Below are 22,835 nucleotides of genomic sequence, written 5' to 3' on the forward strand. Positions count from 1 at the left end.
ACAGGCTCAGACTGACATGTCCGTTTTGAGATAGCACAACTTTAAGTCTTCGACAAGCTCAGACTGACATTTTCGTCTTGATTCTTGGTTCCTGATTCCTGACTCTTGCTTTCTTGATTCCTGACTCTCTCCTCCTAAACCATCCAGCTTTTATAATAATTGTTGTCCTCTATGTTTATTGCGTCTTCCGTCAACATCAGGGGGCGGAAGGGGTCTATCATCACGGCAAGTTCGTCGGTGAATTCCTTGCCGATAGATTTCTCTACAGAGCCCGGAGCAGGCCCGTGTGGTATGCCGCCCGGGTGCAGCGTTATCTGGCCTTTAACCACGCTTTTGCGGCTCATAAAGTCGCCATCAACATAATATAGCACCTCATCGCTGTCTACGTTACTATGGTTGTAAGGCGCCGGTATAGATAACGGATGGTAATCGAACTTGCGGGGTACAAAGGAGCAGATCACAAAATTGTTTCCTTCGAAAGTTTGGTGTACCGGCGGCGGTTGGTGAACGCGGCCGGTTATCGGCTCAAAATCATGTATGGAAAAAGCCCAGGGGTAATGAAAGCCGTCCCAGCCTATAAAGTCGAACGGATGAGTACCGTATACATACGGGTAAATAAGCCCCTGCTTTTTTATCAGGATCTTAAAATCTCCCTTTTCGTCGCGGGTTTCCAGATCGGTCGGCCGTTTTATATCGCGCTCGCAGTAAGGCGAGTGCTCCATTAGCTGCCCATACTGGTTGCGATATCGTTTGGGCGAACGTATAGGGCTAAAACTTTCTACTATGAACAGGCGGTTATCCGGCGTGTCAAATTCCAGCTGATAGATAGTGCCGCGCGGCACCACCAGGTAGTCGCCATACTGGAACCTTATTTTACCAAAGCCCGTTTTTAACGTGCCCGATCCTACGTGGATGAATATTATCTCATCTGCCTGGCTGTTCTTGTAGAAGTAGTCCGTCATGCTTTGGCGGGGCGCTGCAAGGGATATATGCAGATCGCTGTTCACTAAAACGGGTTTGCGGCTTTGCAGATAGTCGTCTGCCGGTGCAATATTAAAGCCTATAAGGCTGGTATGTTTAAGGTGCTTTTCGCGTGCTATTTTTGGCTCTACCGAGTACGGCTCGCCCAACGCTTTTACAATAGTAGGCGGATAGGCGTGGTACACCAGCGAGTACAGGCTGGAGAAACCTTCGGTAGATACCAGTTCTTCGGCGTACAGCGTGCCATCGGGCTTACGAAACTGGGTATGCCGTTTGTGCGGAATAGTACCTAAGCTGTGGTAAATAGGCATAGCTCTTGTATTTTAAATAAAAAGACTAAAATGTTTGCTGCATTATCTGCTGCAGCCCGGCAAAAACAATCAGGGGAATAGCGTTAGGCGCACCGCCTTAGCAACGCTTTAAGACGTGCAGCTTAATACTGTGCCAGCACTATTTTGGCAAGCACCGCATTGCGGAACGATGAAGCATTACTCATTGACGTAAGGCCAAGCGAGAAATAGAATTCTTTACGGATGCTCATAATTGGTTTAACAAATCTATGCTGAATAACAATAGTATGCAAGCATAATATTTACCTGAACAAGTGTAAAATGTTTATGTTTGAATTACACGCAAGCAACTTAAATAATTCATCTATGAAACTGGTATCCTACAAAACTGAAGACCGAGAGCATTTAGGTGTGTACATCAACGGGCACATCTATAATCTTAACTCCTGCGATAAACTAGTTCCGGATAGTATGAGTGAGTTTTTGTGGGGTGGGGATGAACTAATGGAACATGCTAAACGGGTGAATGAGGATATACGGTCCGGTAAGATGCAGGCAAAAGAGGAGCTTTTTTATGAATTGCTGGCACCTGTGCCGCACCCAACCTCCTGCAGGGATGCTTACGCCTTTCGCCAGCATGTAGAAACTGCCCGCCGTAACCGTGGCGTGGAGATGGCACCCGAGTTTGACCAGTTCCCGGTTTTTTATTTTACCAATCACAACAGCGTACAAGGGCCGGGCGAGGTGGAGTGTATGCCTGATCACTTTGAGCAGCTTGATTTTGAACTGGAAGTTGCCGTGGTGCTCAACAAAAAAGGGCGGAATATTAAGGCCGCAGATGCCGATAGCTACATAGCCGGGTTTATGATCATGAATGATATGAGTGCGCGCAGGCTGCAGATGGACGAAATGAAGCTGAACCTTGGCCCCGCAAAAGGCAAGGATTTCGCAACAGTAATAGGGCCATGGCTGGTAACACCGGACGAACTGGAGCCCTACAAGATTGACGCACCTGCCGGCCATACCGGCAATGCCTACAACTTGCAAATGCTTTGCCATGTAAATGGTAAAGAAGTAAGCCGCGGGAGCATGGCTGATATGAACTGGACCTTTGCCGAAATAATTGAACGTTGCGCTTACGGGTGCGATGTGTTGCCCGGCGATGTAATAGGATCTGGCACGGTAGGCACCGGCTGCTTTTTGGAACTGAATGGCACAGGCAAGCTTAACGACCCCAACTATCAGCCACAATGGCTACAACCCGGCGATTTGGTAGAAATGGAGGTAACCGGTTTGGGCGTACTAGGCAATATGATAACGAAAAGCAATAGTGATTACTCCATATTGGCTTTGCGGAACTAAACTATAATTTGCCGCTACTAGTTAAATTGTTGGTGACAACACCAACAATGGCAGAACGAAAGTTTGGGATGATATATTTGACACGACCGTCATGCTGTTTCAGCATCTCATATGCCTGGCTAATGCTTACTAGATGGGTTTTCTAAACGAGTTCGGGATGACGAATTTCTACCGCCTTTGTTGGTGTTGTCACCAACAAACCAGCTATAGGTAATAAGCTCTTCCTAATTCTTAAATTTATATTCTTTGTTCACTACATCAAACTCCGGTGAAATATGGTTCTTTTCGAATGCTTCATAACCGGGTTTCATCGTCTTCCAAAAAGGTATATTGGGCGACGTAGCAAAGGATTTCATATGCTGTTCGTCCATTCTGAAAGGAAATATGTCCAGCCGTACTTTGTCCTGCCCGGCTTCCAGTGCTTTGTAAACCATTGTATAAATCTCCTCTATGTAGGGGTTGGTCATGGCGTAGCAGCCAATTGATGCGCAGCTGCCATGCACCATAATAGCATTGCCGGTATATCCTTTTTGCTGTTCCAGTTTATTTGGGTAACCAATATTAATGGACAAGTGGTAGTTACTAACAGGGTTAAGTTGCTTTTTACTAATGGTGTAAAACCCTTCGGGGCTTTTGCCATCCCTATCCTTTGTTTTAGTACCCAGTCCGCCGGAGTAATAGCAAATATCGTAGCGTTTAAACATCTCGTACTTGTCGCCTTTCTTCACCCATACTTCCAATAAATCTATTTGTTTAATAATGCGGACGTAAACGCGGTACTTGCTGTTGAACCCTTGCAGCTTAAGCTGATTTTGCAGCCGGGGCCACACCGCAGCACGTGCATCGCTGGCGCGTTTACTATCAGGGATGTTTTCAAAAAATGGGGTAGCAACTATAAACAGAAACAGGATTAAATGCTTAATCATCGGGCTTTCATTATAACTATAAAGATAGTTACACAGAAAGCTTTAATCCAAATTTTATTTTGCAAAAGTTGCGTTTAATAAAATTACAATATGGGTGAACTTTAACGGGCTTGGTGTTTATGCAGGGATGCTAGTGTCAATCCATTGCGGAAGATTGTTGGTGACAACACCAACAATGGCACGGATCATAAAACTATATTCCCAATACCTGCTTCAGCTTAACATAGCCCGTTTTACTCACCGGGATCTTAGCGCCCGATTTAAGAATAGCCAGGTGGCTGTCTTTCTCGTAAGGGTCTAAACGGGTGATTTGCTGTATAGCGATAATGTAGGAGCGGTGCACACGAACAAACTGCCTTGGGTCGAGCGTCTTTTCGAAAAACGCCATGGTTTTGTTCTTAAGAAAGGCGCCCTCGGCTGTTATTACGCTTACATAGTCGTCGTCGGCCTGCAGGTACTCTACATCCTGCACGGCTATAATTTTCACTTTGGTGCCGGTTTTTACAACAATACGCTCGTTCTGCGCAGGGGATTGACCCGCTTCTTCAAGCAGGCTTGCCGTTGGTTTTACAACGCCCGGTGTTGCCGCTACCTGTGACAGGAACTTTTCTATGGCTTTGTTAAAACGTTCCTTGCTGAAAGGCTTTAACAGGTAGTCTACCGCATGTGCCTCAAAAGCTTTAATGGCGTATTCATCAAAAGCTGTGGCAAATATTACTGCCGGTGGGTTCTCTACCAGCTCCAGCATCTCAAAACCATTTATTTTGGGCATCTGCACGTCCAGGAAGATGAGATCGGGCTGTAGCTGCTGTATAGCTTTTAGGCCTTCAAAGCCGTCGCCGCATTCCTGTAATACTTCTATCTTATCTTTAAAGTCCTGCAGGTATTCCAGTACAACCATCCGGGCCAGAGGCTCATCATCTATGATCAAAACGCGTGTCATTGCTGCGGTATTTTTATTATGGTTGTAAATATATCATCATTCGCGTGTGTTTCCATCAAATCGTTACGCGCAAATATCAAATATAATCGCCTCTGCACCCCGCTAAGGCCGAATCCGGTGCCTTTGCGCGGCCTTGATGTTTTGGCATCGTAAGGGTTTTGTATCATGATCATCAGATACTGATCTTCCATTTCGGCACGCAGGCTAATGGTTACCTCACCGGTTGTGTCATACAAGCCAAACTTAATGGCGTTCTCTACCAGCGGCTGCAATAATAAGGAGGGTAGCAGGGCAGCTTCGCAGTTGCCGTCGCAGCTGATCTCTGTTTGCAGGCGGTGGCCAAACCTTACCTTTTCAATGTCAAGGTATAAGTTAAGGTGTGCAAGTTCGTCGCTCAAAGGCACCAGCAGGTTATCGTCTTTCTTTAAGGTACCGCGAAGAAAGTCTGACAGTTGCTGAACCATTTTACGGGCAAGTTCGGGCTTAAAGCCGATAAGCGCGTTAATGGAGTTAAGACTATTGAATAAAAAGTGGGGTTGCAGTTGCTGGCGCAAATTATACAATTCGGCATCGCGGGCAAGCTTTTCGGCTTCGGTTTTGCGCTGCTCGGTTCTTTTCTGGTCGAGTTGGGAGTAGAACAGCGCGCTGATCATGGCCATCCAGCCAATTGCCAGGAAATCAGTAAACACACGGATCACCAGCGACTGCTTCAAAAAATTATCATAAACGCCGCCAAAGTTAAACAGCGGCAAAATATAACGGCAGCCTGTAGCACAGCCAAACGCGAGAGCACCGCACCAAACCAGCAGGTAAATGTAGCTGCCCTTATCCGGCTGGTAGTAGCGCAGGTTGTTGTTTATCAACCAGCAAGCCACAGACAGCAGCACAGCGCTAAGGCCGGCATCTGCGGCCGAAACCACCCAGAAAAAGCCAAAACTATGCAGAATGTAGGCTTGCAGGGCTGCCCAAACAATCCCGCTGATGGCGAACGCTCCGAATAGTTTTCCTGGTGATAGCTGTGTAGATGCCAAAACGTATTTACTAAAGTATTAATTTTTTACGCCCAGCAAAGCCGACTTATGGTGTGCCCAGGCAATGTACAGTTCAGGGTCGGGTGTTTCGTGTATATTGTAGTATAGTTCGGCGCCATCTGTTGGTGTACCAATAGCGTTGAGTTCGGCAACATCAATAAACTGCCACGTCACGGTTTGTTTTTGGGCGTTCAGGAAGCTGTCCTCATTGGCATGGCCAATGTTGCTGGCTTTTTCAAACGCCTGGTATTCGGTGTCGGCATTTATCAGGCGCAACTGCTCGTCAAACTGCGCGTTGTGGTTACCGCTGCCGCTTATCACCCTGAAAACTAATTTTGCTACGTACCAATTCATAATAGCGAGAATTTTATGTGACTGATAGTTTATGCTTAGTTAATAACTGCGTATTTCTACACCTGCAAATAGCGATACACCTTTTAACACCAATACCTTATCGGCATTGATAGGGCGCATGCTTTTAATGCGTTTGTCGTCTGTACCGGCGAAGATGGCCGAGATGTCTGACACTACCTGCCAGTTAGCCGGAACGATGATCTTGGTACCACCGAATACCTGAGTGATGTCTATGTACACCATGCCGTTGATGTCGGCATGGGTAAAGTCCAGTTCGCTGCCACCGAAGATGTTGGTGATATCACCTCCGCGGAAGTTCTTAGAGAATATGGTTTTGTTCACCCCGCCAAATATGGCTGTAGCATCCAGTACGTCGTCGTATGATGGTGGGGGCACACTGCCGCCTGTTACAGGCTCTACCGGCGGAACATCTGCCGCAGGGCCTTCTGCAGTTGTAGCGTCGCCGAAATCAGCAAGCGGTTTCTCAGCGTAAGGGCCGGTGCGGTACTTGCGGTCCCAGTAATCTGCATCTTTAACAATGGTGTGATCATGCTTTTTCCTCATGATGATCCATATACCCAGGCCGATGAAAGCTAAAGGCCAAACAACGCCGCTTGAGTTGTGCAGGTTCTCGGTTAACAGGAAGATAGTACCCAAGCCAGTTAATACCAGCCATGATGTTTTTTGCCAATTATTGCGGGCGCCAATTACCAAGCCCCAGAATATAAGCCACAGCGGCCAAAGATCTAATGAATCGGGCAGGAAGAACAGGCCTAATTGTTTAAGCAGAAGGAAGCCGCCTACGAGGAGCAGTATTGCTCCGAACATAACTTTGCCATTGGCTTTGTTAGGTTTGATATCTATATTGTTGGACATGATGTTTGTAAATTTTATTGTTAACCAAATCTATTGTAAGTTAACGCATCCTCAAACGGATTACTGGCAATGTAATTAAAGAAGTCGGTAAGGGGGGAGAAAACGTCGGTGAAAAAACAAGGCGGCTATTGCATTTGCAACAGCCGCCATTTATAAGAGGAATTTGAAGCTGGTTTACACCGCTGGTTCCTGCTGGCTAAGGCAGTGAAAGCTACCCAAACCCCAGATAATATCTGTTGAGTCAATCCCCACAACTTTCCTATCCGGAAAGCAGCTTTGGATGATGTCCAGCGCTTTGTCGTCGTTTTTAGAACGGTAGGTAGGCACAACAACCGCAGCATTGCCAATGTAGAAGTTGGCGTATGATGCCGGTAAACGCTGGTCATCGTATATAACAGGATCAGGCATTGGCAGCTCGACAATATTTAGCTGTTTGCCGTTAAGCAAGCGCATTGTCTTTAGCGTTTGCAGGTTTTCCTGCAGTATGTGATAGTTTTCGTCGTTTTTATTCTCTTCCACAACAGTAACTACAGTGTCCTGGTTCACAAAGCGGGTAATATCGTCTATATGGCCGTCGGTATCGTCACCGATGATGCCGTCGCCCAGCCAAAGTACTTGCTCCACGCCGTAATAGTTACGCAGGTAGCCTTCTATTTGCTCCTGGTTAAGATGCGGGTTGCGGTTAGGGTTAAGCAGGCAGGCCGTTGTAGTAAGCACGGTTCCAGCTCCATTAAAGTCGACAGATCCGCCTTCCATAACAATACCCGGGTTATATACCGGTAGGTTAAAGTGGTGCGCTATACGGGTAGGGATCACATCATCCAGATCATACGGAGGATACTTGTCACCCCAGGCATTGTATCCCCAGTCAACTATGGCTTTTTCTTTAGTTTCGTAATTTACCAGGAATGCAGGCCCGTGATCGCGGCACCAGGCATCATTGGTAGGAAATTCAAAGAACTCTACTTTGTTTAAGTCTGCGCCGACAAGCTGCAATTGCTGTTTGGCAAAGGCGGCCATTTGCTCATCAATCACGTTAATTCGCACGATCTCACCTTCGGTAAGCACTTTGATAAATTCGGCATACTTACCGTAGATCATGCCCAGTTTGCCCGGCCATGATGCTTCTTTATGCGGCCAGCTAAGCCAGGTAGCCGTATGTGGAGCCCATTCGGCAGGAAAGTGAAGACTGTCAGTAGCGGGCATGCTTATGTTTGATGAAGTGTTAGTCATGAACGGTATATAAATGCGTCATTGCGAGGTACGAAGCAATCTCAAGATCACGCTCTTCAGTATTCTAGAGGGAGATTGCTTCGTACCTCGCAATGACGCGTAGGGTAATTAGTCGTTGTCGAGTAGTCGTTTCGTAATCGGTTGATAAGAATCAATACGACGATCGCGAAGGAACGGCCAGTGACTGCGGTAGTAATCGCTTTTATCAGTATCCAGTTCCAATACCTTTATGTCTTCTTCATGATGCGGTGCCTGGTACATTACCGTACCAAACGGGTTGGAAACGAACGATCCACCCCAGAAGTGCAGCCCTGCTTCTTCACCTGAACGGTTCACACTTACTACGTGTACGCCATTTGCAACAGCATGCGAACGCTGGATGGTTTGCCATGCGTTATATTGCTCGGTATTGGTAATATCGTCCTGGCTGGATGCCCAGCCGATAGCTGTAGGGTAGAACAATATTTCAGCACCCATTAATGCAGTAATACGCGCAGCTTCCGGGTACCATTGGTCCCAGCAAATAAGCACACCTATAGTGGCAAATTTGGTTTTAAACACCTTGTAGCCAAGGTCGCCGGGAGTAAAGTAGAATTTTTCGTAAAAGCCAGGATCGTCCGGGATGTGCATCTTGCGGTATTTGCCAAGGTAGGTACCGTCAGCGTCAAGTACAGCGGTGGTGTTATGATATACACCCTGAGCACGTTTCTCGAACAGCGAACCAATGATCACCACGCCCAATTCCGCAGCAACGGCAGACAAGGCGTCGGTCGACGGGCCAGGAATAGGCTCAGCCAGTTTAAAGTTATTATAATCTTCTACATCGCAAAAGTATAACGACGTAAAAAGCTCCTGCAGGCAAACTATCTGCGCGCCTTGTGCAGCAGCTTCACGCACCTTTGCAATAGCCTTGTCCAGGTTCTCCTGCTTGTTTGCTGTGCAACTCATCTGCACTAATCCTACTTTTACCTTTCCCATAGTTTAAGAAATTTGCCGCAAAAATACCGTTATTTTCAGAGATTAGGGGCACTCATTTAAGATATGTTATTTAGATGAACAAAGGCATATTTGCCCGGCTAAAAACTTTGTATAATTACAGCAGACATGCTTTTTAATTCACAAGCCTTCGCGGCGTTTTTTATTATTGTTTTTACGCTCTATTGGTTTGTATTTAAAACAAGCGGCCGCTTGCAGAATGTTGTGTTGTTAACGGCCAGCTACGCGTTCTATTGTTATTGGGACTGGCGGTTACTATGGCTGCTAATATTTTCTACGGCGTTGCATTATACACTTGGCTATTACGTCGGCAATACAGAAGATCCAAAAAGGCGACGCTTGCTTGTTGATCTAGGCATTATTGCTTCTATAGGCTTGCTGGCGTATTTTAAGTATGCTAACTTCTTTGTTGGCTCGTTTTCTAGTTTATTTTCTGGTTTTAACTCTAAGTGGAGTACGCATACGCTTAATATCATCCTTCCACTGGGTATCAGTTTTTACACCTTCCGGTTATTAAGTTATCTTTTTGATGTAAATAAGCGTAAAATACAGCCTACTACAGATTGGCTTTCATTTTTTACATTCGCCGCTTTTTTTCCTAGCCTGGTGTCTGGCCCGATAGATAAAGCCGGATTTTTGTTACCTCAATTACAAAAGAAGCGTGTGTTTGACGCAGGGTTGGCAACAGATGGCTTGCGGCAGATACTATGGGGATTGTTTAAAAAGACCGTAGTGGCGGATAACTGCGCGCTGATTACCGACAGCGTTTTTGCAAAGTACCATACGCTACCTGCAAGTTCTATAATCATCAGTTTATTCCTGTATACCATCCAGATCTATGCTGATTTTTCGGGTTATTCAGATATGGCTATGGGCTTGGCTAAACTGCTTGGTATAAATATTACCCGTAATTTCGATTATCCTTTCTTTTCGCAGAACATTGGTGAATTTTGGAGGAAGTGGCACATCTCCCTCACTACCTGGCTTACCGAATATGTTTTTACACCACTGAACATCTGGCTGCGCGATTATGATAAAGCCGGCGTTATCCTGGCCATACTCATCAACTTTACCTTAATAGGTATTTGGCACGGCCCAAACTGGACCTTTGTACTGTTCGGGTTTTTACACGGGTGCTTTTACATCCCGCTTATCTTAAAGGGTAGCTTTAACAAAAAGAAAAAGCTTACAAAAGGCAGGCTACTGCCAACGTTTAAAGAGTTTGTTTCGATGTCAGGAACCTTTATCCTGGTCATGCTAAGCTTTGTGCTTTTTCGTAGTGAGTCGGTAGCGCAGGCTGGAGACATTTACCGGTCGTTATTCTCAGCAAGTATGTTTGCGTCGCCCGTATTCGATAAGATGAACCTGGTTCAGCATACTTTTATATTCATCGGCTACCTGCTTGTAATGGAATGGCTAGGTAAAGATGGTGAACATGCACTTTCTAAACTTGTGCCCAGGTGGTCGGCACCGGTGCGATGGGCTTTTTATTATGGGTCGTTGGTGCTTATCTTTCTGTTTGCCGGCTTAGCGCAGAACTTTATCTATTTTCAATTCTAATGAAGAGGTTTCTATTAAAGTTTTTGTTGTTTATAGCTCCCATTGTTTTACTGTGTTACGCCGTAGATATCTATTTATCAACCAACTTACGCAAACTTAAAAGAGGAGAAAGCCAGGTATGGCAGGAAATATATGCGGGTAGGATTAACGCTAATGTTTGGATATACGGTGCATCACGCGCGTTCGTACATATTGATCCTGCAATTCTTTCTGATTCATTGCACCAATCGGCATACAATTTCGGTCTGAACGCTTATCCAATCGACATTCAATACTTGCGCCACCGCCTTTTGCTTAAATATAATAAGAAACCTAAAGTGATCATACACTCGCTCGACTTTATGACTTTTCAAAAGCGAGACGATCTATTTGATCCGGATCAGTTCCTGCCTTTTATGTTATGGGACACCTTGGTTGCTAAGCACACAATGAATTATGCGGGCTATACCAAGGCTGATTATTATTTGCCGCTTGCACGCTACTACGGTAAAACAGCTCCTATTCACCTGGCTGTTTCTTTATCAACGGGTAAGTACCCAAATAAAGCCGACCGCATTAACGGATACCAGGGAATAGAAGCAGAATATGTTGATGCCTTTGCCGAGGGTGGCTCAATAAAAGGCACGTACAATATTAAGTTTGATAAACAAGCCATAAACTTGTTTGACAGGTACCTGCAGGAATGTAAACGGAATGGTATCAAGGTTATATTTGTTTATACTCCCGAATACATTAGCGGACAGCGCTATCTGGCTAACAGGCCGGAGTTGTTTAAGTTAATAAAGCGCTTTAGCGCTAAATATAATATACCGTTATACGATTACTCGGCTGATGAAATTAGTTTTGACAAGCAATATTTTTACAACGCCGAACATCTGAATTTGCGCGGTTCACAGCTTTTTTCAAAAAAGTTAGCGCACGATCTTAAGCAAGATAGCTTATTGAAAAGCATACATTAAACAGCACATTGCGGTAGATGCCGTTAATGATTACCTTTGCGCCGCATGAAAGATCTAGCTGAAACAGAGGTTGAGGAAACAGAGAAAGCGCTGCAACCAAAAACCTGGAAAGACACTGCCTGGAGCGTGACCAAAGTGGTACTTAAATTTGCTGTTACTTCCGTATTGTTGTATTATGTGTTCAGTAAGGTTCCGCTGAAGCAAGTAAAATATCGCCTGTTCCATGCCAATTATTGGTGGATGCTTGCTGCCTTGGTAAGCTTTTTTGCATCTATGGTAATCTCTTCGTGGCGGCTTTCCAGCTACTTCAAATCTATTAAGCTCAACCTTGATCCCCGGTTTAATTTCAGGCTCTATCTGTTGGGATTGTTTTACAACTTCCTGCTGCCCGGCGGCATCGGCGGCGACGGCTACAAGATATATTTGCTCAACAAAACCTATAAATTGCCCGCGAAAAAAGTTTTTTGGGCTATAATGTTTGATAGGTTAAGCGGCTTATGGGCAATAGGGCTTATTACTGTAGCACTTATTTTTTTAATACCGCAGATAGACATCCATATAGGCATACCGTTAGGGATTTTTGTTGCAGCTTCTGCTATATATTATTTTGTTGCTTATAAATTTTTTAGGGAGTATACGCACTACTTTTTTGAAGGGCATTTAAAAGCTATAGGTGTACAATCGCTACAGGTTATTGCAATTATATGCATCCTTTTTGGCCAGGGTTTTACCGGTAAGTTTTCGCCTTATTTATTGTCTTTCCTTATCTCAGCGCTTGCCACTATCATTCCTATAAGCGTCGGCGGCGCCGGCATCCGAGAGACTGTTTTCGCACAGCTTAGCCATGTTTTCCCGATGGATATGGACCTGGCAGTGTTCCTGCCTATGGCATTTTATCTTATTTCTATTATTGTTGCTGTTTTTGGTGTTTATTATGTTATCAGGCCAAGCCGGCTTGAAGAGGGTTTGCCAAAATCAGAATTTAATTCCGTTGGGGATTAAGAAAATAGAATAATATTCTAAAAGTTTATTCTATCAAATCATAATCGGTTATTTGTTGTTTTTCTATTAAACACCAATTAATACCTCTTTTATGAGCCGGTTTAACGATTTTGGTAATCCGCAGGTAGCAGCGCTTCCGGCGCATTTAAAGCAGTTTATTGTAGATCAGCATTATGAGCATTATACGCCTGTAGATCACGCCGTATGGCGTTATGTAATGCGTCAGAACTACAGCTATTTAAAAGATGTTGCTTATTACCCATACATTCCCGGTTTGCAGAAAGCCGGGCTTACCATAGAAAAGATCCCGGATCTGCAGGAAATGAACAACGCCTTAAGCAAAATAGGCTGGGGTGCAGTAACAGTAGATGGTTTTATTCCCCCGGCTGCGTTTATGGAGTATCAGGCTTACCGGGTGTTGGTTATAGCGGCAGATATAAGACAGCTTCATCACATAGAGTATACCCCAGCGCCGGACATCATTCATGAATCTGCAGGCCATGCGCCAATTATTGCCGATAAAGATTACCACGAGTATCTGAGCTATTTTGGATCAATAGGTGCAAAAGCGATGTTTAGCGCGCAGGATTTTGAGCTTTACGAAGCTATCCGTGCACTGTCGATATTAAAAGAAATGCCTGATGCTGATGCCGAAGAACTTAAAAGGGCGGAAGAGCGGGTTGCCTGGCAGCAGGAAAACATGGGCCAGCCATCTGAGATGGCGCTGCTGAGCCGGTTGCACTGGTGGACGGTGGAGTACGGCTTAATAGGTACTCTGAATGATCCTAAGATATACGGGGCAGGGTTACTGTCATCCATAGGGGAAAGTGCCAGTTGCATGATGGCCGAAGTGAAAAAGATCCCTTATACTATCGACGCGGTAAAATACGCTTACGACATCACCAAACCTCAGCCACAGCTTTTTGTAACACCAACCTTTCAAAACCTGATAGATGTGCTGGAAACCTTTGCCGATACCATGTCGTTTCGTCGCGGTGGTGCATACGGGCTTAGCAAAGCGGTTGAAAGTAAGAATACCTGTACGGCAGTGTACAGCTCTGGCCTGCAGGTTTCAGGAACTTTCCAAGAGTTTAAAGAGAATGGGAGCGGAGATGTGTTTTTTGCAAAGACGGCTGGTCCGTCGGCATTGTCAGTAAACAATAAACAACTAAAAGGCCATGGAAAAAGCTATCATAAGGATGGCTTTAGTTCTCCTGTAGGCAAGCTAAAAGGTTATAAAAAGCCTTTAGAAGATTTAAGTGGGGAAGAACTTCAAAAGCTTGGGCTAATTAAAGGCGAATCAACGCAATTGTTATTTGAAAGCGGTATTACGGTAACAGGCAACGTAAAGGATATATTGTCAGAAAAACAAAAAACTGTCTTGATCAGCTTTACCGATTGTACGGTGACAGACAGCGTTGGTAATGTACTATTTGATCCATCATGGGGAATATATGATATGGCCGTTGGCGATAAAATTACCTCAGTATTTTGCGGCGCTGCCGATAAAGACGCTTTCCTGGAAGTGGTTTACAAATCAGCCACCAGCACGCACCATCCAATGTATGACCAACGTACTATTGAGTTGCACAACCTTTATCAGCAGGTGCGTAACCGCAGGCACAAGGGTGGCGATCTGGGTTACCTGGGTAATGTTTGGCGCATGTTGCAAAAGAACCATCACGACGATTGGCTGTGCGCTTTGGAAATACTGGAGCTTTTAGATCATGAGGATGTTGAACCGGCGCTGGCAGCAGAAATCCGGCAGTTTCTTGAAAATAAGGCAGCCAACGAGCCGGAATACAAAAAGCTGATCACCGATGGGTTATACCTTATTAAACATCCGGTGGAAGAGAAGTTGGTGGTTTGATTGACAAATTATATTTTCGTCTTGAACTAAGTCTGATGAACATTATTATAACAGGTGCCAGCAGTGGTGTTGGTTTTGAAGCAGTGTTGGAGCTTGTACTCTCCGGCAAACACAAGGTTATAGCGCTTGCCCGTTCGCAGGACAAGCTGGAGCGCTTGCTGGAGATTGCAAAAGGGCTGAACCCCGACTGTGAATTGTATGCAATAGCATTTGACATTGTGCATGACGATTACGCTGGCCTTATACAGTTCATCACATCTAACCTAGATGGGCGTGTTGATGCGCTCATCAACAATGCGGGAGTACTCATCAATAAACCTTTTGCCGAGTTGCTGGAGATGGACTTTGTAGAAATGCTGCAAAGCAACTATCTGGGCCACGTGCGTATTATACAAAGCTTATTGCCGCAGATGGTAAATGGGTCGCATATTTTGAACATAGGCAGCATGGGCGGTTTCCAGGGAAGCGCAAAGTTCGCCGGGCTTGCTGCTTACTCGGCCAGTAAAGCCGCGTTGCATACCTTAACCGAATGTTTGGCGCTTGAGTTAGCAGACCAGGGTATTAAGGTGAACTGCCTGGCGCTTGGTTCAGCTCAAACGGAAATGCTCGAGCAGGCTTTCCCGGGTTACGAGTCGCCGGTAATGGCTTTCGAAATGGGTAAATACATTGCCGATTTCGCGCTTACGGGCCAACGCTTTTTCAATGGGAAAATACTGCCTGTCGCTTTAGGTACCCCGTGATAGTACAATACCCCCGGTAATTAAACGTCGTGAAACTCCTGTGTGTTTGGTGGCCGACTGGTGCCAAGTAGCCCAAGGCTCATGATAACGCTGGTGCCTAATATCACTACGAATAGTAACCCTGTACCAATTTCAGGTAGCTTAATATCAGCAGGGATATTATAGAACAGCAATACACTTATCAATCCGCGGGGGATGAGTACCAGCTCCGGGATCAAGCTTGTTTTTAAAGCCAGTTTGATGTATAAAAATCTCACCAGGTAGATAGATAGTAGTACGATACCTCCGTTGACCAGTACCGTCCAGTTCTGTAATTGGAGGATATCCATAGTATAGCCGAATATGATAAAGAAGAAGGTGCGAATAAGAAATGCACTTTCTGCGGATAATTGGAACAGCTGCTTAATGTCGTATCCGAGCTTAGGATAGATGAAAAATCTGTTAAACCAGCTAAAGTTTATCTGACGCGCATTATTCAGGAATAAGCCCAGTGCCAGCACTATGATAAGGGAAGACAAATGGAACGACTGCCCGATACTGTAAACCATTATCAGTATTGAGATAACCAGGAACGATTTGATATGATGGCTCAACCTGCCAATCAGATAAAGCAAAAGCAGACACGAGCCCGCAGCGACAAACAATATCAGCGTAAGTTCTACACCCAACTTGGCAAATGATCCAAAGTTTATGTGAGTATTGCTGATCATGAAATTAAACAATACTACCGTAAGAATATCTGAGAAGGAGGACTCGTAAATGATAAACTCCTTTTTGTCTTTATCCAACCCTGAAGCCGATGGAATTGCAATTGCTGAGCTAACTACGCAAAAGGGTATAGCGTTAATAAAACATTTGTAAACGCTCTCGCCGGTGATGTAGTAAAATGCCCCGGTTATTAGCAGTGCCGTAAATAGCAGTATGCTTAACGCGGATATAAAAGATCGTTTGATGACAGCATTTTTATCTTTGGTGTACTTAAGCTCTAGCGCCCCTTCAAATACAATAAGTATAAGCCCCAGTGTACCTAAAGCAGGTAGCAGCGGTGTAAAATTGAACTTTAACAATTGGAAATAATCTACCACCAGCCGAATGCCAATGCCCAGGAATAGCAGCAATATCACTGATGGAATCTTGGTTTTTCCTGCGATCAGGTCAAACAGGTAGCTGAAGATTACCAGGCCGCTGAGTATAATAAGTGTAGTGTAAGTAGTCAAATTATTGGGTTGTCAGGGGTGAACACAAGAATTAACTGCGTTGGCAAGGTAAGTAAATTACCCAAAAAATGTTCATTTATGCGGCAATCTGCTGCACAGGCCTATTTTACAAAACCGTGAGACTGCTGTGGTTGTTACTTCTCATATTTGCAAAAAAAACAATCTGACATGCCGCATCTTTTCTCTCCCTTAAAAATCAAAAGTATTGAATTGCGTAACCGGATAGTAGTGTCGCCAATGTGCCAGTACTCCAGCATTGATGGCTTTGCTAATAACTGGCACCTGGTACATCTGGGCAGCCGCGCAATTGGGGGAGCCGGGTTAATTATTACTGAAGCTACAGCTGTATCTCCCGAAGGGCGTATTTCCTATGCCGATCTTGGAATATGGAAAGACGAACACATTGCAAAGCTTAAAGAGATAACCAATTTTATTGAGGATCAAGGTGCAGTAGCAGGCATTCAACTGGCGCATGCCGGCCGTAAAGCAAGCCACGCGCAACCGTGGACAGGCGGAGCACAAATATCTGCAGAGCATGAAAATGGCTGGCAAACACTTGGCCCAAGCCCTATTGCTTTTTCTGCATCGGAGCAGCCGCCGGTTGAACTGGACAAGCGTGAAATAGCAAGGATAATAGACGATTTTAAATCAGCAACAGTGCGTGCGCTTGCAGCCGGGTTTAAGGTGATTGAACTACATGGTGCACATGGCTATTTGTTAAACGCCTTCTTGTCGCCACTAAGCAACCTTCGTACAGATGAGTATGGCGGCTCATTCGAGAACAGGATACGCTTTGTGTTGGAGACAGTTGAAGCAGTGCAGGAAGTTTGGCCGGAGGAATACCCGCTGTTTGTAAGGATTTCTGCCAGTGAGTGGACAGAAGGAGGGTGGACAATCGACGATTCCGTAGCGCTTGCCAAAATATTGAAAGATAAAGGCGTAGACCTTATCGACTGCTCCAGCGGTGGCAATGTATCCGGGGTTCGTATCCCCTTAAAGCCAGGCTATCAAGTAGGGTTTGCACAGGCTGTTAAAGAGCAGGCAGGCATCCCAACAGGCGCTGTTGGGCTTATCACAACACCTGAACAGGCTGATGCCATTATCACGACCGGCCAGGCCGATCTGGTATTTCTAGCACGCGAACTGCTTCGCGATCCGCATTTTCCTCTACGTGCTGCGCATCAACTGGGTCAGGAAATTAAGTGGCCGTTGCAATACGAGCGGGCTAAATGGTAATCACATCGTCAGCTTATATGCGGCACTGCATCTGAATGTAAACTTCAGATTAAATATCAGCTTACCTGTTTAATTATTTAAGCAGATAACTAACTTAGCATAAACTCATAACAATACATACCATGAAACGTACAGCAAATGCACATTGGAACGGCACCCTGCAAGAAGGCAAGGGCGAGATAACCACTCAAAGCACTATCCTTAACAAAACACAATATTCTTTCAAAACCCGCTTTGCCGACGGCATTGGCACTAACCCCGAAGAACTGATAGCTGCAGCTCATGCAGGTTGCTTTACAATGGCAGTTGGCGCTGCGCTTACACAGCAAGGCATTACACCGGGCGACCTTACTACTGATGCTATCCTTGATCTGGATATGCAAGCGCTGGAAATTAAAGGCATTCACCTGGAGCTTAAAGCATCAGTAATAGACGGTGTTGACGAAGCTAAATTTAAAGAAGTAGCAGAAGGTGCTAAAGCAGGCTGTATAGTGTCTAAAGCTTTAAGCGTGCCAATTACTTTAAACGTTACATACGCGTAAGTTCAAAGAACTTCTGAATAAGAACAAAGCTATAATATAGCGGTAAACAGCAATGGTACAAACCATTGCTGTTTTTGGTTGTAGCTATATTACACCCATCAACATGCTAAACACTTCCCGTTCACGCATTTCGCTTACTTTGCTGGTAGCCCTTGTGATTACCGGCTTCCTGGTGTTCCTGTTTTTCTACATCAAACATCAGTTTACCACAACAAGGACAGAAGTGACCGAAGACATTATGGTATCCCGCATAGTATCAATGGGGAAACTTGAACTTGTAAAATACGCCATGAAAGATGTAGTAGAGAAAAAAGAACTGCATACCATCCTTCCAGACTCGCGTGTATTGTTTGTTGCAGTAGGCGAGGTTACCGCATGTATAGATCTTACAAAAGTCAAAAAGGCTGACATTGTACAGCACGGCCAGGACAGTGTTTCTGTTACACTGCCAAAACCGGAAATTTGCTATGTAAAACTTGATCATCAGAAATCAAGGGTGTATGATGTTTCGGGTGTTTGGTTCCCCAATAAAGCCAAGAATATGGTAGAGGACGTATATAAAATAGCCGAGAAAAAGATGCTTACAACTGCCGGGCAGATGAACCTGCTGGGACAGGCTCAAAAAAATGCCTCGCTTATTTTCCAGCCCTTTCTGGAAAACGTGTCCAACAAAAAGGTGGTCATACAGTTCAAATAACAACTATAATCATCGTTTTGAAATATTTCTAATTATATTTATGGTGAAAACCAAACCATAGATATGATGGCCAAACTTATCAAATTATTAACCGCTGGCGCAGTTGGAATCCTATGTTCCGTGTGTGCCGTTGCCCAGCCGAAGCTCCCCCAGGGATATTTCTGGAAAAAATTGCCGAACGGACTTGAAGTTGTCGTTATCGAGAACAGCAAAGTGCCACTGGCTACTATTGAAATTGCTGTAAAGAACGGTGCTTACACCGAAGGTCCTGAATATAGCGGCCTCTCTCACCTTTTTGAGCACATGTTCTTTAAGGCCAATAAAGATTATCCTGACCAGGAGAAGTTCCTGAAGCGTACGCAGGAACTTGGCGCCATTTGGAACGGCACTACCGATGTAGAGAGGGTAAACTATTTTTTTACTTTCGATAAAGACAGCCTGAACGCAGGCCTTAAGTTTATGAACGCTGCAATCCGGTTTCCTATATACCGGGAAGAAGATATGAAAAAGGAGAGGCCCGTGGTTGACGGTGAGTTTCAGCGTGCAGAAAGCAGCCCGTATTTTCAACTGTACTATGAAGTAAGCAAAGGCCTTTGGGGCGATCTGATCACCCGTAAAATGCCCATTGGTGTACACGAGATCATTAACACAGCTACGCCTGAAAAGATGATGATTATCAAAGACAAGTACTACTTCCCCAATAATAGCTTGCTTACCATCTGCGGCGACGTAAAGCATGACGACGCATTTAAGAAAGCGGAGGACATTTTTGGCAACTGGGCTAGCAGCGGCTTTAACCCTCATGAAAAGTACCCAATACCGCCCTTTAAACCACTCGATAAAAGCCAGTGGATAGTAAAAGAAACCACAATAGCGCAAACACCCTACATGGAAGTTGCCTGGCAAGGGCCAGCTTACGTTACCGATTCGGCATCGACTGTAGCTGCGGATGTATTCTCGACCATTTTAGGACTAAACTCCTCAAAATTGCAGCAAGCCCTTGTAGATAAAGGTTTGGCTTCCAGTGCCAGCGTAAGCTATACCACCAGCCATTATACAGGAGCTATAACCTTATTTGTGGTGCCAAACCCAAATAAGCTAAAAGAATGTTATGCCGAAGTTACAAACCAGGTGAGCCAGTGGAATAAACCCGATTACTATACCGATGAACAATTAACTGATGCAAAAGCCATATTGCTGCGTAACCATAGCCGCGAAATGGAAAAGCCATCAAGCCTGCCAAGTCAATTGAGTTTTATGTGGTGCAGTACATCGCTTGATTATGGTACCAACCTAACTGATAATTACCAGAAAGTTACCCGCGCTGACATAGCTAAGTATGTTAACGGTTACATAACCAACAAGCCTTTTGTAGCAGGTATGGTTATCAATCCTGAAATGGCAAAAGCCAGCAATGTAAATGCATTTTTTAAAGCTAAATAACCCTTAACAGTACACACGACATGAAAAAGATAAAATTATTAGGGCTGCTGGCAATGGCAGCTATGATTGGCGCCGGTACTGCTAAGGCGCAAAATAAGCCTTATGAAACCATAGTCAGCGGTGTTAAGGTTATTGTACAGCCAAGCGGTAACGATATTGTGGTGGTACAAACCGCTATAAAGGGGGGCGTGCAAAATTATCCTGCCGAAAAGATGGGTATTGAATCTATGGCCATTAATGCACTTACCGAATGCGGAACACTAAAACATGATAAAAATACCTTTAAGAATGCGCTTGATAAAGTAAGCGCACAGGTATATGGTTATGATACTAAAGATTATGCCTTGATTAGTATGAACTGTATTAAAAGCGATTTTGATACAGTTTGGCCGCTTTATGCCGAAGCTATTACACAGCCGGCCTTTAACCCCAAAGAGTTTGAGCGGATAAAACAGGACGCCATAAACAACCTGAAATCTAACGATGCGCAGCCTGATGCAGCTATAGATAAATACGCCGATAAGGTGGCATTTAAAGGACGCGACTACGCTAAGGACCCGGACGGTACCGTGGCTATCTTACAGGCGCTTACCGCTGCTGAAACAAAGGCATATTACAATAAAATACTCACCAGGTCAAGAATGGTGATTGTTGTTGTGGCCGACCTGCCAAAAGCAGATATAGAGGCTAAAGTAGCTGCAATGCTGGCCGGTGTTAAACAAGGCACTCCTTTTACACCTAAGAAGGAGTTTTTCCGTGTTTATAAAAACACCTTCTCGTCTGAAAAACGTGATTTGGCAACCAATTATGTAGAAGGTATTACCAGTGGCCCGGCACCTGGTACACCGGATTATAACGCCTTTAATGTAGCAATGCGCATTTTTGCTGATAAACATTTTTTGGATATACGCACCAACAATGGCCTGTCGTATGCTCCTCAGGCCTGGTTCAGTACCGGCACCACCGCTACAGCAAGATTTTCCGTATCAACTACGCAGCCCGACAAATACATAGCCGTATTTGATAAACTGGTAGATGGCATAAAATCAAAAGGCTTTGCTAATGATGAAGTAGCAAATATGAAGGTTACTTACCTGACAGGTTTTTATTATAAGAATGAAACTAACGAAGCACAGGCTGCATCGCTTATTTCTAACGAGGTGCTGCACAATAACTGGATGCGTTCGATAACGCTTGTTGATGAAGTAAAAAAACTCACCACGGCACAGGTGAGTGATGCTTTTCGCAAGTACATAGGTAATATTGTTTGGGTATACCAGGGAGATACTAAGAAGGTGAACCCTTTATTGTTTACCAACGGTACGCTAAACAAAGGAGACAATCCTGTCAGTCACTAATTACTATTATCATTAATAAAAAAGGCCCATAATGTTATGGGCCTTTTTTATTAATCTTTGTTTAAGGCTGCTGATTTTGTGGCAATACAGCTTTTCTTTTTAACCTGTTTCTGAGCATTTCTCCCATGTGCCGCGTAGGGATGTTATCACCAAGAAGTTTACCCCATGGTTTCAGTTCCTCTATACGGTCGAATATTATTTTCAGTACAGCCACAAAGGGAATTGACAAGAACATGCCCGACAGTCCCCATAGCTGATTGCCCAGCAGCACTACAACAATAGACATCAGCGCGTTTATCTGCACTTTAGATGATACAATACGCGGTACCAGTATATTATTATCAATAAATTGAATAACTATATACGCACCTATTACACCCAACTGTGTTGAAAAGCCATCCTTGGTAACAGTGGCCATTAACACCGGTAATGCTATTGCTATGATCCCGCCCAAATAGGGGATAAGGTTAAGTATAGCACCAATGCATCCTATCAGGATACCATACTTTACACCTAATAGTACCAGTGCCAGCGAGTTCATCGCAGCTACAATTATCATTTCTATTAACAGACCAACTATATAGCTTTGAATGGCGCCCTTTGTTTCTTTAAGCACTTCGCTCACCTTTGTAGAATTTTCTTCCGCAAACACCTCGTATAGGAAATTAAGGATAAGGGTTTTGTACAATAACATGAAGAAGATGTAAACAGGCAACAGGAATACGATAGCAAGTGTTCCCAGCAAGCCGCCCAAAGTTTTGCCTAACATAGCCTGGCTGTTGTTTAGTGCTTCCTTTACCATTTGGTCCTGTTTGGTTATAGGGACGCCAAAGGTGGTATTTACCCATTGCTTTACAGTAATGGTGACCTCGCCAAGCTTTTGCTTAAGCATAGGCAGTGAATCTCCAAACTGGATGATCTGGGTAGATAGGAAATAAAATACTAAAGCTACAGTAATAAACGCTACAGACAATGCCAGTACAATTGAAAGTACCCTTGGAACACCCCATTTCTGCATACGGTTTGCAAGTGGGTTAAGCAGTATCGCCAGGAATGCGGCAAATGCAAGTGGTATAAGTATCTCGCTGAGTGTTGCTAATGCGTAAACAACTAATACGAGCCCAAATAGTACGGCTGTGCTTTGTATATAAAAAGGCTGATCCTTTATTTTAATTCCCATTTTGAGTAGCCTGGTAGCTTAACACACAAGGCTATAAGG

21 protein-coding genes are annotated in these 22,835 nt (G+C 44.5%); 11 read left to right on the top strand and 10 right to left on the bottom strand.

Going from position 1 to position 22,835, the window contains the following annotated elements; all coding sequences use genetic code 11:
• Positions 1 to 134: 134 nt before the first annotated feature.
• On the bottom strand, positions 135 to 1,292 hold the full coding sequence (locus tag AC59GT_RS04345) for a homogentisate 1,2-dioxygenase (protein WP_497236488.1): 1,158 nt from the start codon (positions 1,290 to 1,292) through the stop codon (positions 135 to 137).
• A 345-nt stretch (positions 1,293 to 1,637) separates the two neighbouring features.
• Here AC59GT_RS04345 and AC59GT_RS04350 point away from each other — a divergent pair, with 345 nt between their 5' ends.
• Positions 1,638 to 2,633 (top strand): fumarylacetoacetate hydrolase family protein, encoded by a 996-nt coding sequence (locus AC59GT_RS04350; protein WP_497236489.1) that lies wholly within the window; start codon positions 1,638 to 1,640, stop codon positions 2,631 to 2,633.
• A gap of 224 nt (positions 2,634 to 2,857) precedes the next feature.
• Here AC59GT_RS04350 and AC59GT_RS04355 read toward each other — a convergent pair whose 3' ends face one another.
• The 7 genes from AC59GT_RS04355 to AC59GT_RS04385 form a co-directional block, all read right to left on the bottom strand.
• Positions 2,858 to 3,559: a L,D-transpeptidase family protein gene (locus AC59GT_RS04355; RefSeq protein WP_497236490.1), complete on the bottom strand. Its 702-nt coding sequence runs from the start codon at positions 3,557 to 3,559 to the stop codon at positions 2,858 to 2,860.
• 193 nt (positions 3,560 to 3,752) lie between these two features.
• The gene (locus tag AC59GT_RS04360; protein ID WP_497236491.1) at positions 3,753 to 4,502 is read right to left on the bottom strand and encodes a LytR/AlgR family response regulator transcription factor; all 750 of its coding nucleotides are present in this window, start codon (positions 4,500 to 4,502) and stop codon (positions 3,753 to 3,755) included.
• Positions 4,499 to 5,533 (bottom strand): sensor histidine kinase, encoded by a 1,035-nt coding sequence (locus AC59GT_RS04365; RefSeq protein ID WP_497236492.1) that lies wholly within the window; start codon positions 5,531 to 5,533, stop codon positions 4,499 to 4,501. The genes AC59GT_RS04360 and AC59GT_RS04365 overlap by 4 nt, the downstream gene beginning before the upstream one ends.
• An 18-nt stretch (positions 5,534 to 5,551) precedes the next feature.
• Positions 5,552 to 5,887, bottom strand: a complete 336-nt coding sequence (locus AC59GT_RS04370; protein ID WP_497236493.1) for a DUF4288 domain-containing protein — start codon at positions 5,885 to 5,887, stop codon at positions 5,552 to 5,554.
• A 39-nt stretch (positions 5,888 to 5,926) separates the two neighbouring features.
• Entirely contained in the window at positions 5,927 to 6,763 is an 837-nt protein-coding gene (locus tag AC59GT_RS04375; protein WP_497236494.1) for a LiaF transmembrane domain-containing protein, read from the bottom strand.
• A gap of 174 nt (positions 6,764 to 6,937) precedes the next feature.
• Positions 6,938 to 7,996: an agmatine deiminase family protein gene (locus AC59GT_RS04380; protein ID WP_497236495.1), complete on the bottom strand. Its 1,059-nt coding sequence runs from the start codon at positions 7,994 to 7,996 to the stop codon at positions 6,938 to 6,940.
• Positions 7,997 to 8,104: 108 nt separating this feature from the next.
• Complete coding sequence (locus tag AC59GT_RS04385; protein WP_497236496.1) at positions 8,105 to 8,974, bottom strand: carbon-nitrogen hydrolase; 870 nt, start codon at positions 8,972 to 8,974, stop codon at positions 8,105 to 8,107.
• A gap of 126 nt (positions 8,975 to 9,100) precedes the next feature.
• Between AC59GT_RS04385 and AC59GT_RS04390 the strand changes: the two genes are divergently transcribed.
• The 5 genes from AC59GT_RS04390 to AC59GT_RS04410 all read left to right on the top strand — a co-directional run bounded on the left by AC59GT_RS04390 (position 9,101) and on the right by AC59GT_RS04410 (position 15,123).
• On the top strand, positions 9,101 to 10,552 hold the full coding sequence (locus AC59GT_RS04390; protein WP_497236497.1) for an MBOAT family O-acyltransferase: 1,452 nt from the start codon (positions 9,101 to 9,103) through the stop codon (positions 10,550 to 10,552).
• Entirely contained in the window at positions 10,552 to 11,511 is a 960-nt protein-coding gene (locus AC59GT_RS04395) for a hypothetical protein (protein WP_497236498.1), read from the top strand. The genes AC59GT_RS04390 and AC59GT_RS04395 overlap by 1 nt, the downstream gene beginning before the upstream one ends.
• A 45-nt stretch (positions 11,512 to 11,556) precedes the next feature.
• Positions 11,557 to 12,513 (top strand): lysylphosphatidylglycerol synthase transmembrane domain-containing protein, encoded by a 957-nt coding sequence (locus AC59GT_RS04400; RefSeq protein WP_497236499.1) that lies wholly within the window; start codon positions 11,557 to 11,559, stop codon positions 12,511 to 12,513.
• Between the two features lie 91 nt (positions 12,514 to 12,604).
• A complete protein-coding gene (locus AC59GT_RS04405; RefSeq protein ID WP_497236500.1) occupies positions 12,605 to 14,383 on the top strand; it encodes an aromatic amino acid hydroxylase in 1,779 nt (592 codons plus the stop codon).
• 35 nt (positions 14,384 to 14,418) lie between these two features.
• Positions 14,419 to 15,123: an SDR family NAD(P)-dependent oxidoreductase gene (locus AC59GT_RS04410; protein ID WP_497236501.1), complete on the top strand. Its 705-nt coding sequence runs from the start codon at positions 14,419 to 14,421 to the stop codon at positions 15,121 to 15,123.
• Positions 15,124 to 15,143: 20 nt separating this feature from the next.
• Here the strand turns inward: AC59GT_RS04410 and AC59GT_RS04415 are convergent, their stop codons facing one another.
• Positions 15,144 to 16,340, bottom strand: coding sequence for a cation:proton antiporter domain-containing protein (locus AC59GT_RS04415; protein ID WP_497236502.1), 1,197 nt, complete (start codon positions 16,338 to 16,340; stop codon positions 15,144 to 15,146).
• Between the two features lie 168 nt (positions 16,341 to 16,508).
• Between AC59GT_RS04415 and namA the strand changes: the two genes are divergently transcribed.
• The 5 genes from namA (at position 16,509) to AC59GT_RS04440 (ending at position 21,616) form a co-directional block, all read left to right on the top strand.
• Positions 16,509 to 17,576, top strand: a complete 1,068-nt coding sequence (namA, locus tag AC59GT_RS04420) for an NADPH dehydrogenase NamA (protein ID WP_497236503.1) — start codon at positions 16,509 to 16,511, stop codon at positions 17,574 to 17,576.
• A gap of 122 nt (positions 17,577 to 17,698) precedes the next feature.
• Entirely contained in the window at positions 17,699 to 18,118 is a 420-nt protein-coding gene (locus AC59GT_RS04425; protein ID WP_117384113.1) for an OsmC family protein, read from the top strand.
• Positions 18,119 to 18,170: 52 nt separating this feature from the next.
• Positions 18,171 to 18,815: a DUF4230 domain-containing protein gene (locus AC59GT_RS04430; protein ID WP_497236504.1), complete on the top strand. Its 645-nt coding sequence runs from the start codon at positions 18,171 to 18,173 to the stop codon at positions 18,813 to 18,815.
• A gap of 63 nt (positions 18,816 to 18,878) precedes the next feature.
• Complete coding sequence (locus tag AC59GT_RS04435; RefSeq protein ID WP_497236505.1) at positions 18,879 to 20,258, top strand: M16 family metallopeptidase; 1,380 nt, start codon at positions 18,879 to 18,881, stop codon at positions 20,256 to 20,258.
• Positions 20,259 to 20,278: 20 nt separating this feature from the next.
• Positions 20,279 to 21,616 carry a M16 family metallopeptidase gene (locus tag AC59GT_RS04440; RefSeq protein ID WP_497236506.1) on the top strand — a complete coding sequence of 446 codons (1,338 nt, stop codon included), beginning with the start codon at positions 20,279 to 20,281 and terminating at the stop codon, positions 21,614 to 21,616.
• Between the two features lie 61 nt (positions 21,617 to 21,677).
• Here AC59GT_RS04440 and AC59GT_RS04445 read toward each other — a convergent pair whose 3' ends face one another.
• The gene (locus AC59GT_RS04445) at positions 21,678 to 22,796 is read right to left on the bottom strand and encodes an AI-2E family transporter (protein WP_497236507.1); all 1,119 of its coding nucleotides are present in this window, start codon (positions 22,794 to 22,796) and stop codon (positions 21,678 to 21,680) included.
• Positions 22,797 to 22,835: the final 39 nt, after the last annotated feature.

It is taken from the genome of Mucilaginibacter sp. 320_HR (assembly GCF_059691875.1).

Bases quoted from the DNA above. Each gene is read 5' to 3' on its own strand.
- AC59GT_RS04425 (WP_117384113.1), top strand. From the start codon at position 17,699: ATGAAACGTACAGCAAATGCACATTGGAACGGCACCCTGCAAGAAGGC.
- AC59GT_RS04405 (WP_497236500.1), top strand. From the start codon at position 12,605: ATGAGCCGGTTTAACGATTTTGGTAATCCGCAGGTAGCAGCGCTTCCG.
- AC59GT_RS04345 (WP_497236488.1), bottom strand. From the start codon at position 1,292: ATGCCTATTTACCACAGCTTAGGTACTATTCCGCACAAACGGCATACC.
- AC59GT_RS04400 (WP_497236499.1), top strand. From the start codon at position 11,557: ATGAAAGATCTAGCTGAAACAGAGGTTGAGGAAACAGAGAAAGCGCTG.
- AC59GT_RS04410 (WP_497236501.1), top strand. From the start codon at position 14,419: ATGAACATTATTATAACAGGTGCCAGCAGTGGTGTTGGTTTTGAAGCA.
- AC59GT_RS04360 (WP_497236491.1), bottom strand. From the start codon at position 4,502: ATGACACGCGTTTTGATCATAGATGATGAGCCTCTGGCCCGGATGGTT.
- AC59GT_RS04380 (WP_497236495.1), bottom strand. From the start codon at position 7,996: ATGACTAACACTTCATCAAACATAAGCATGCCCGCTACTGACAGTCTT.
- AC59GT_RS04350 (WP_497236489.1), top strand. From the start codon at position 1,638: ATGAAACTGGTATCCTACAAAACTGAAGACCGAGAGCATTTAGGTGTG.
- AC59GT_RS04385 (WP_497236496.1), bottom strand. From the start codon at position 8,974: ATGGGAAAGGTAAAAGTAGGATTAGTGCAGATGAGTTGCACAGCAAAC.
- AC59GT_RS04445 (WP_497236507.1), bottom strand. From the start codon at position 22,796: ATGGGAATTAAAATAAAGGATCAGCCTTTTTATATACAAAGCACAGCC.
- AC59GT_RS04390 (WP_497236497.1), top strand. From the start codon at position 9,101: ATGCTTTTTAATTCACAAGCCTTCGCGGCGTTTTTTATTATTGTTTTT.
- AC59GT_RS04370 (WP_497236493.1), bottom strand. From the start codon at position 5,887: ATGAATTGGTACGTAGCAAAATTAGTTTTCAGGGTGATAAGCGGCAGC.
- AC59GT_RS04435 (WP_497236505.1), top strand. From the start codon at position 18,879: ATGATGGCCAAACTTATCAAATTATTAACCGCTGGCGCAGTTGGAATC.
- AC59GT_RS04440 (WP_497236506.1), top strand. From the start codon at position 20,279: ATGAAAAAGATAAAATTATTAGGGCTGCTGGCAATGGCAGCTATGATT.
- AC59GT_RS04355 (WP_497236490.1), bottom strand. From the start codon at position 3,559: ATGATTAAGCATTTAATCCTGTTTCTGTTTATAGTTGCTACCCCATTT.
- AC59GT_RS04395 (WP_497236498.1), top strand. From the start codon at position 10,552: ATGAAGAGGTTTCTATTAAAGTTTTTGTTGTTTATAGCTCCCATTGTT.
- AC59GT_RS04375 (WP_497236494.1), bottom strand. From the start codon at position 6,763: ATGTCCAACAATATAGATATCAAACCTAACAAAGCCAATGGCAAAGTT.
- namA (WP_497236503.1), top strand. From the start codon at position 16,509: ATGCCGCATCTTTTCTCTCCCTTAAAAATCAAAAGTATTGAATTGCGT.
- AC59GT_RS04430 (WP_497236504.1), top strand. From the start codon at position 18,171: ATGGTACAAACCATTGCTGTTTTTGGTTGTAGCTATATTACACCCATC.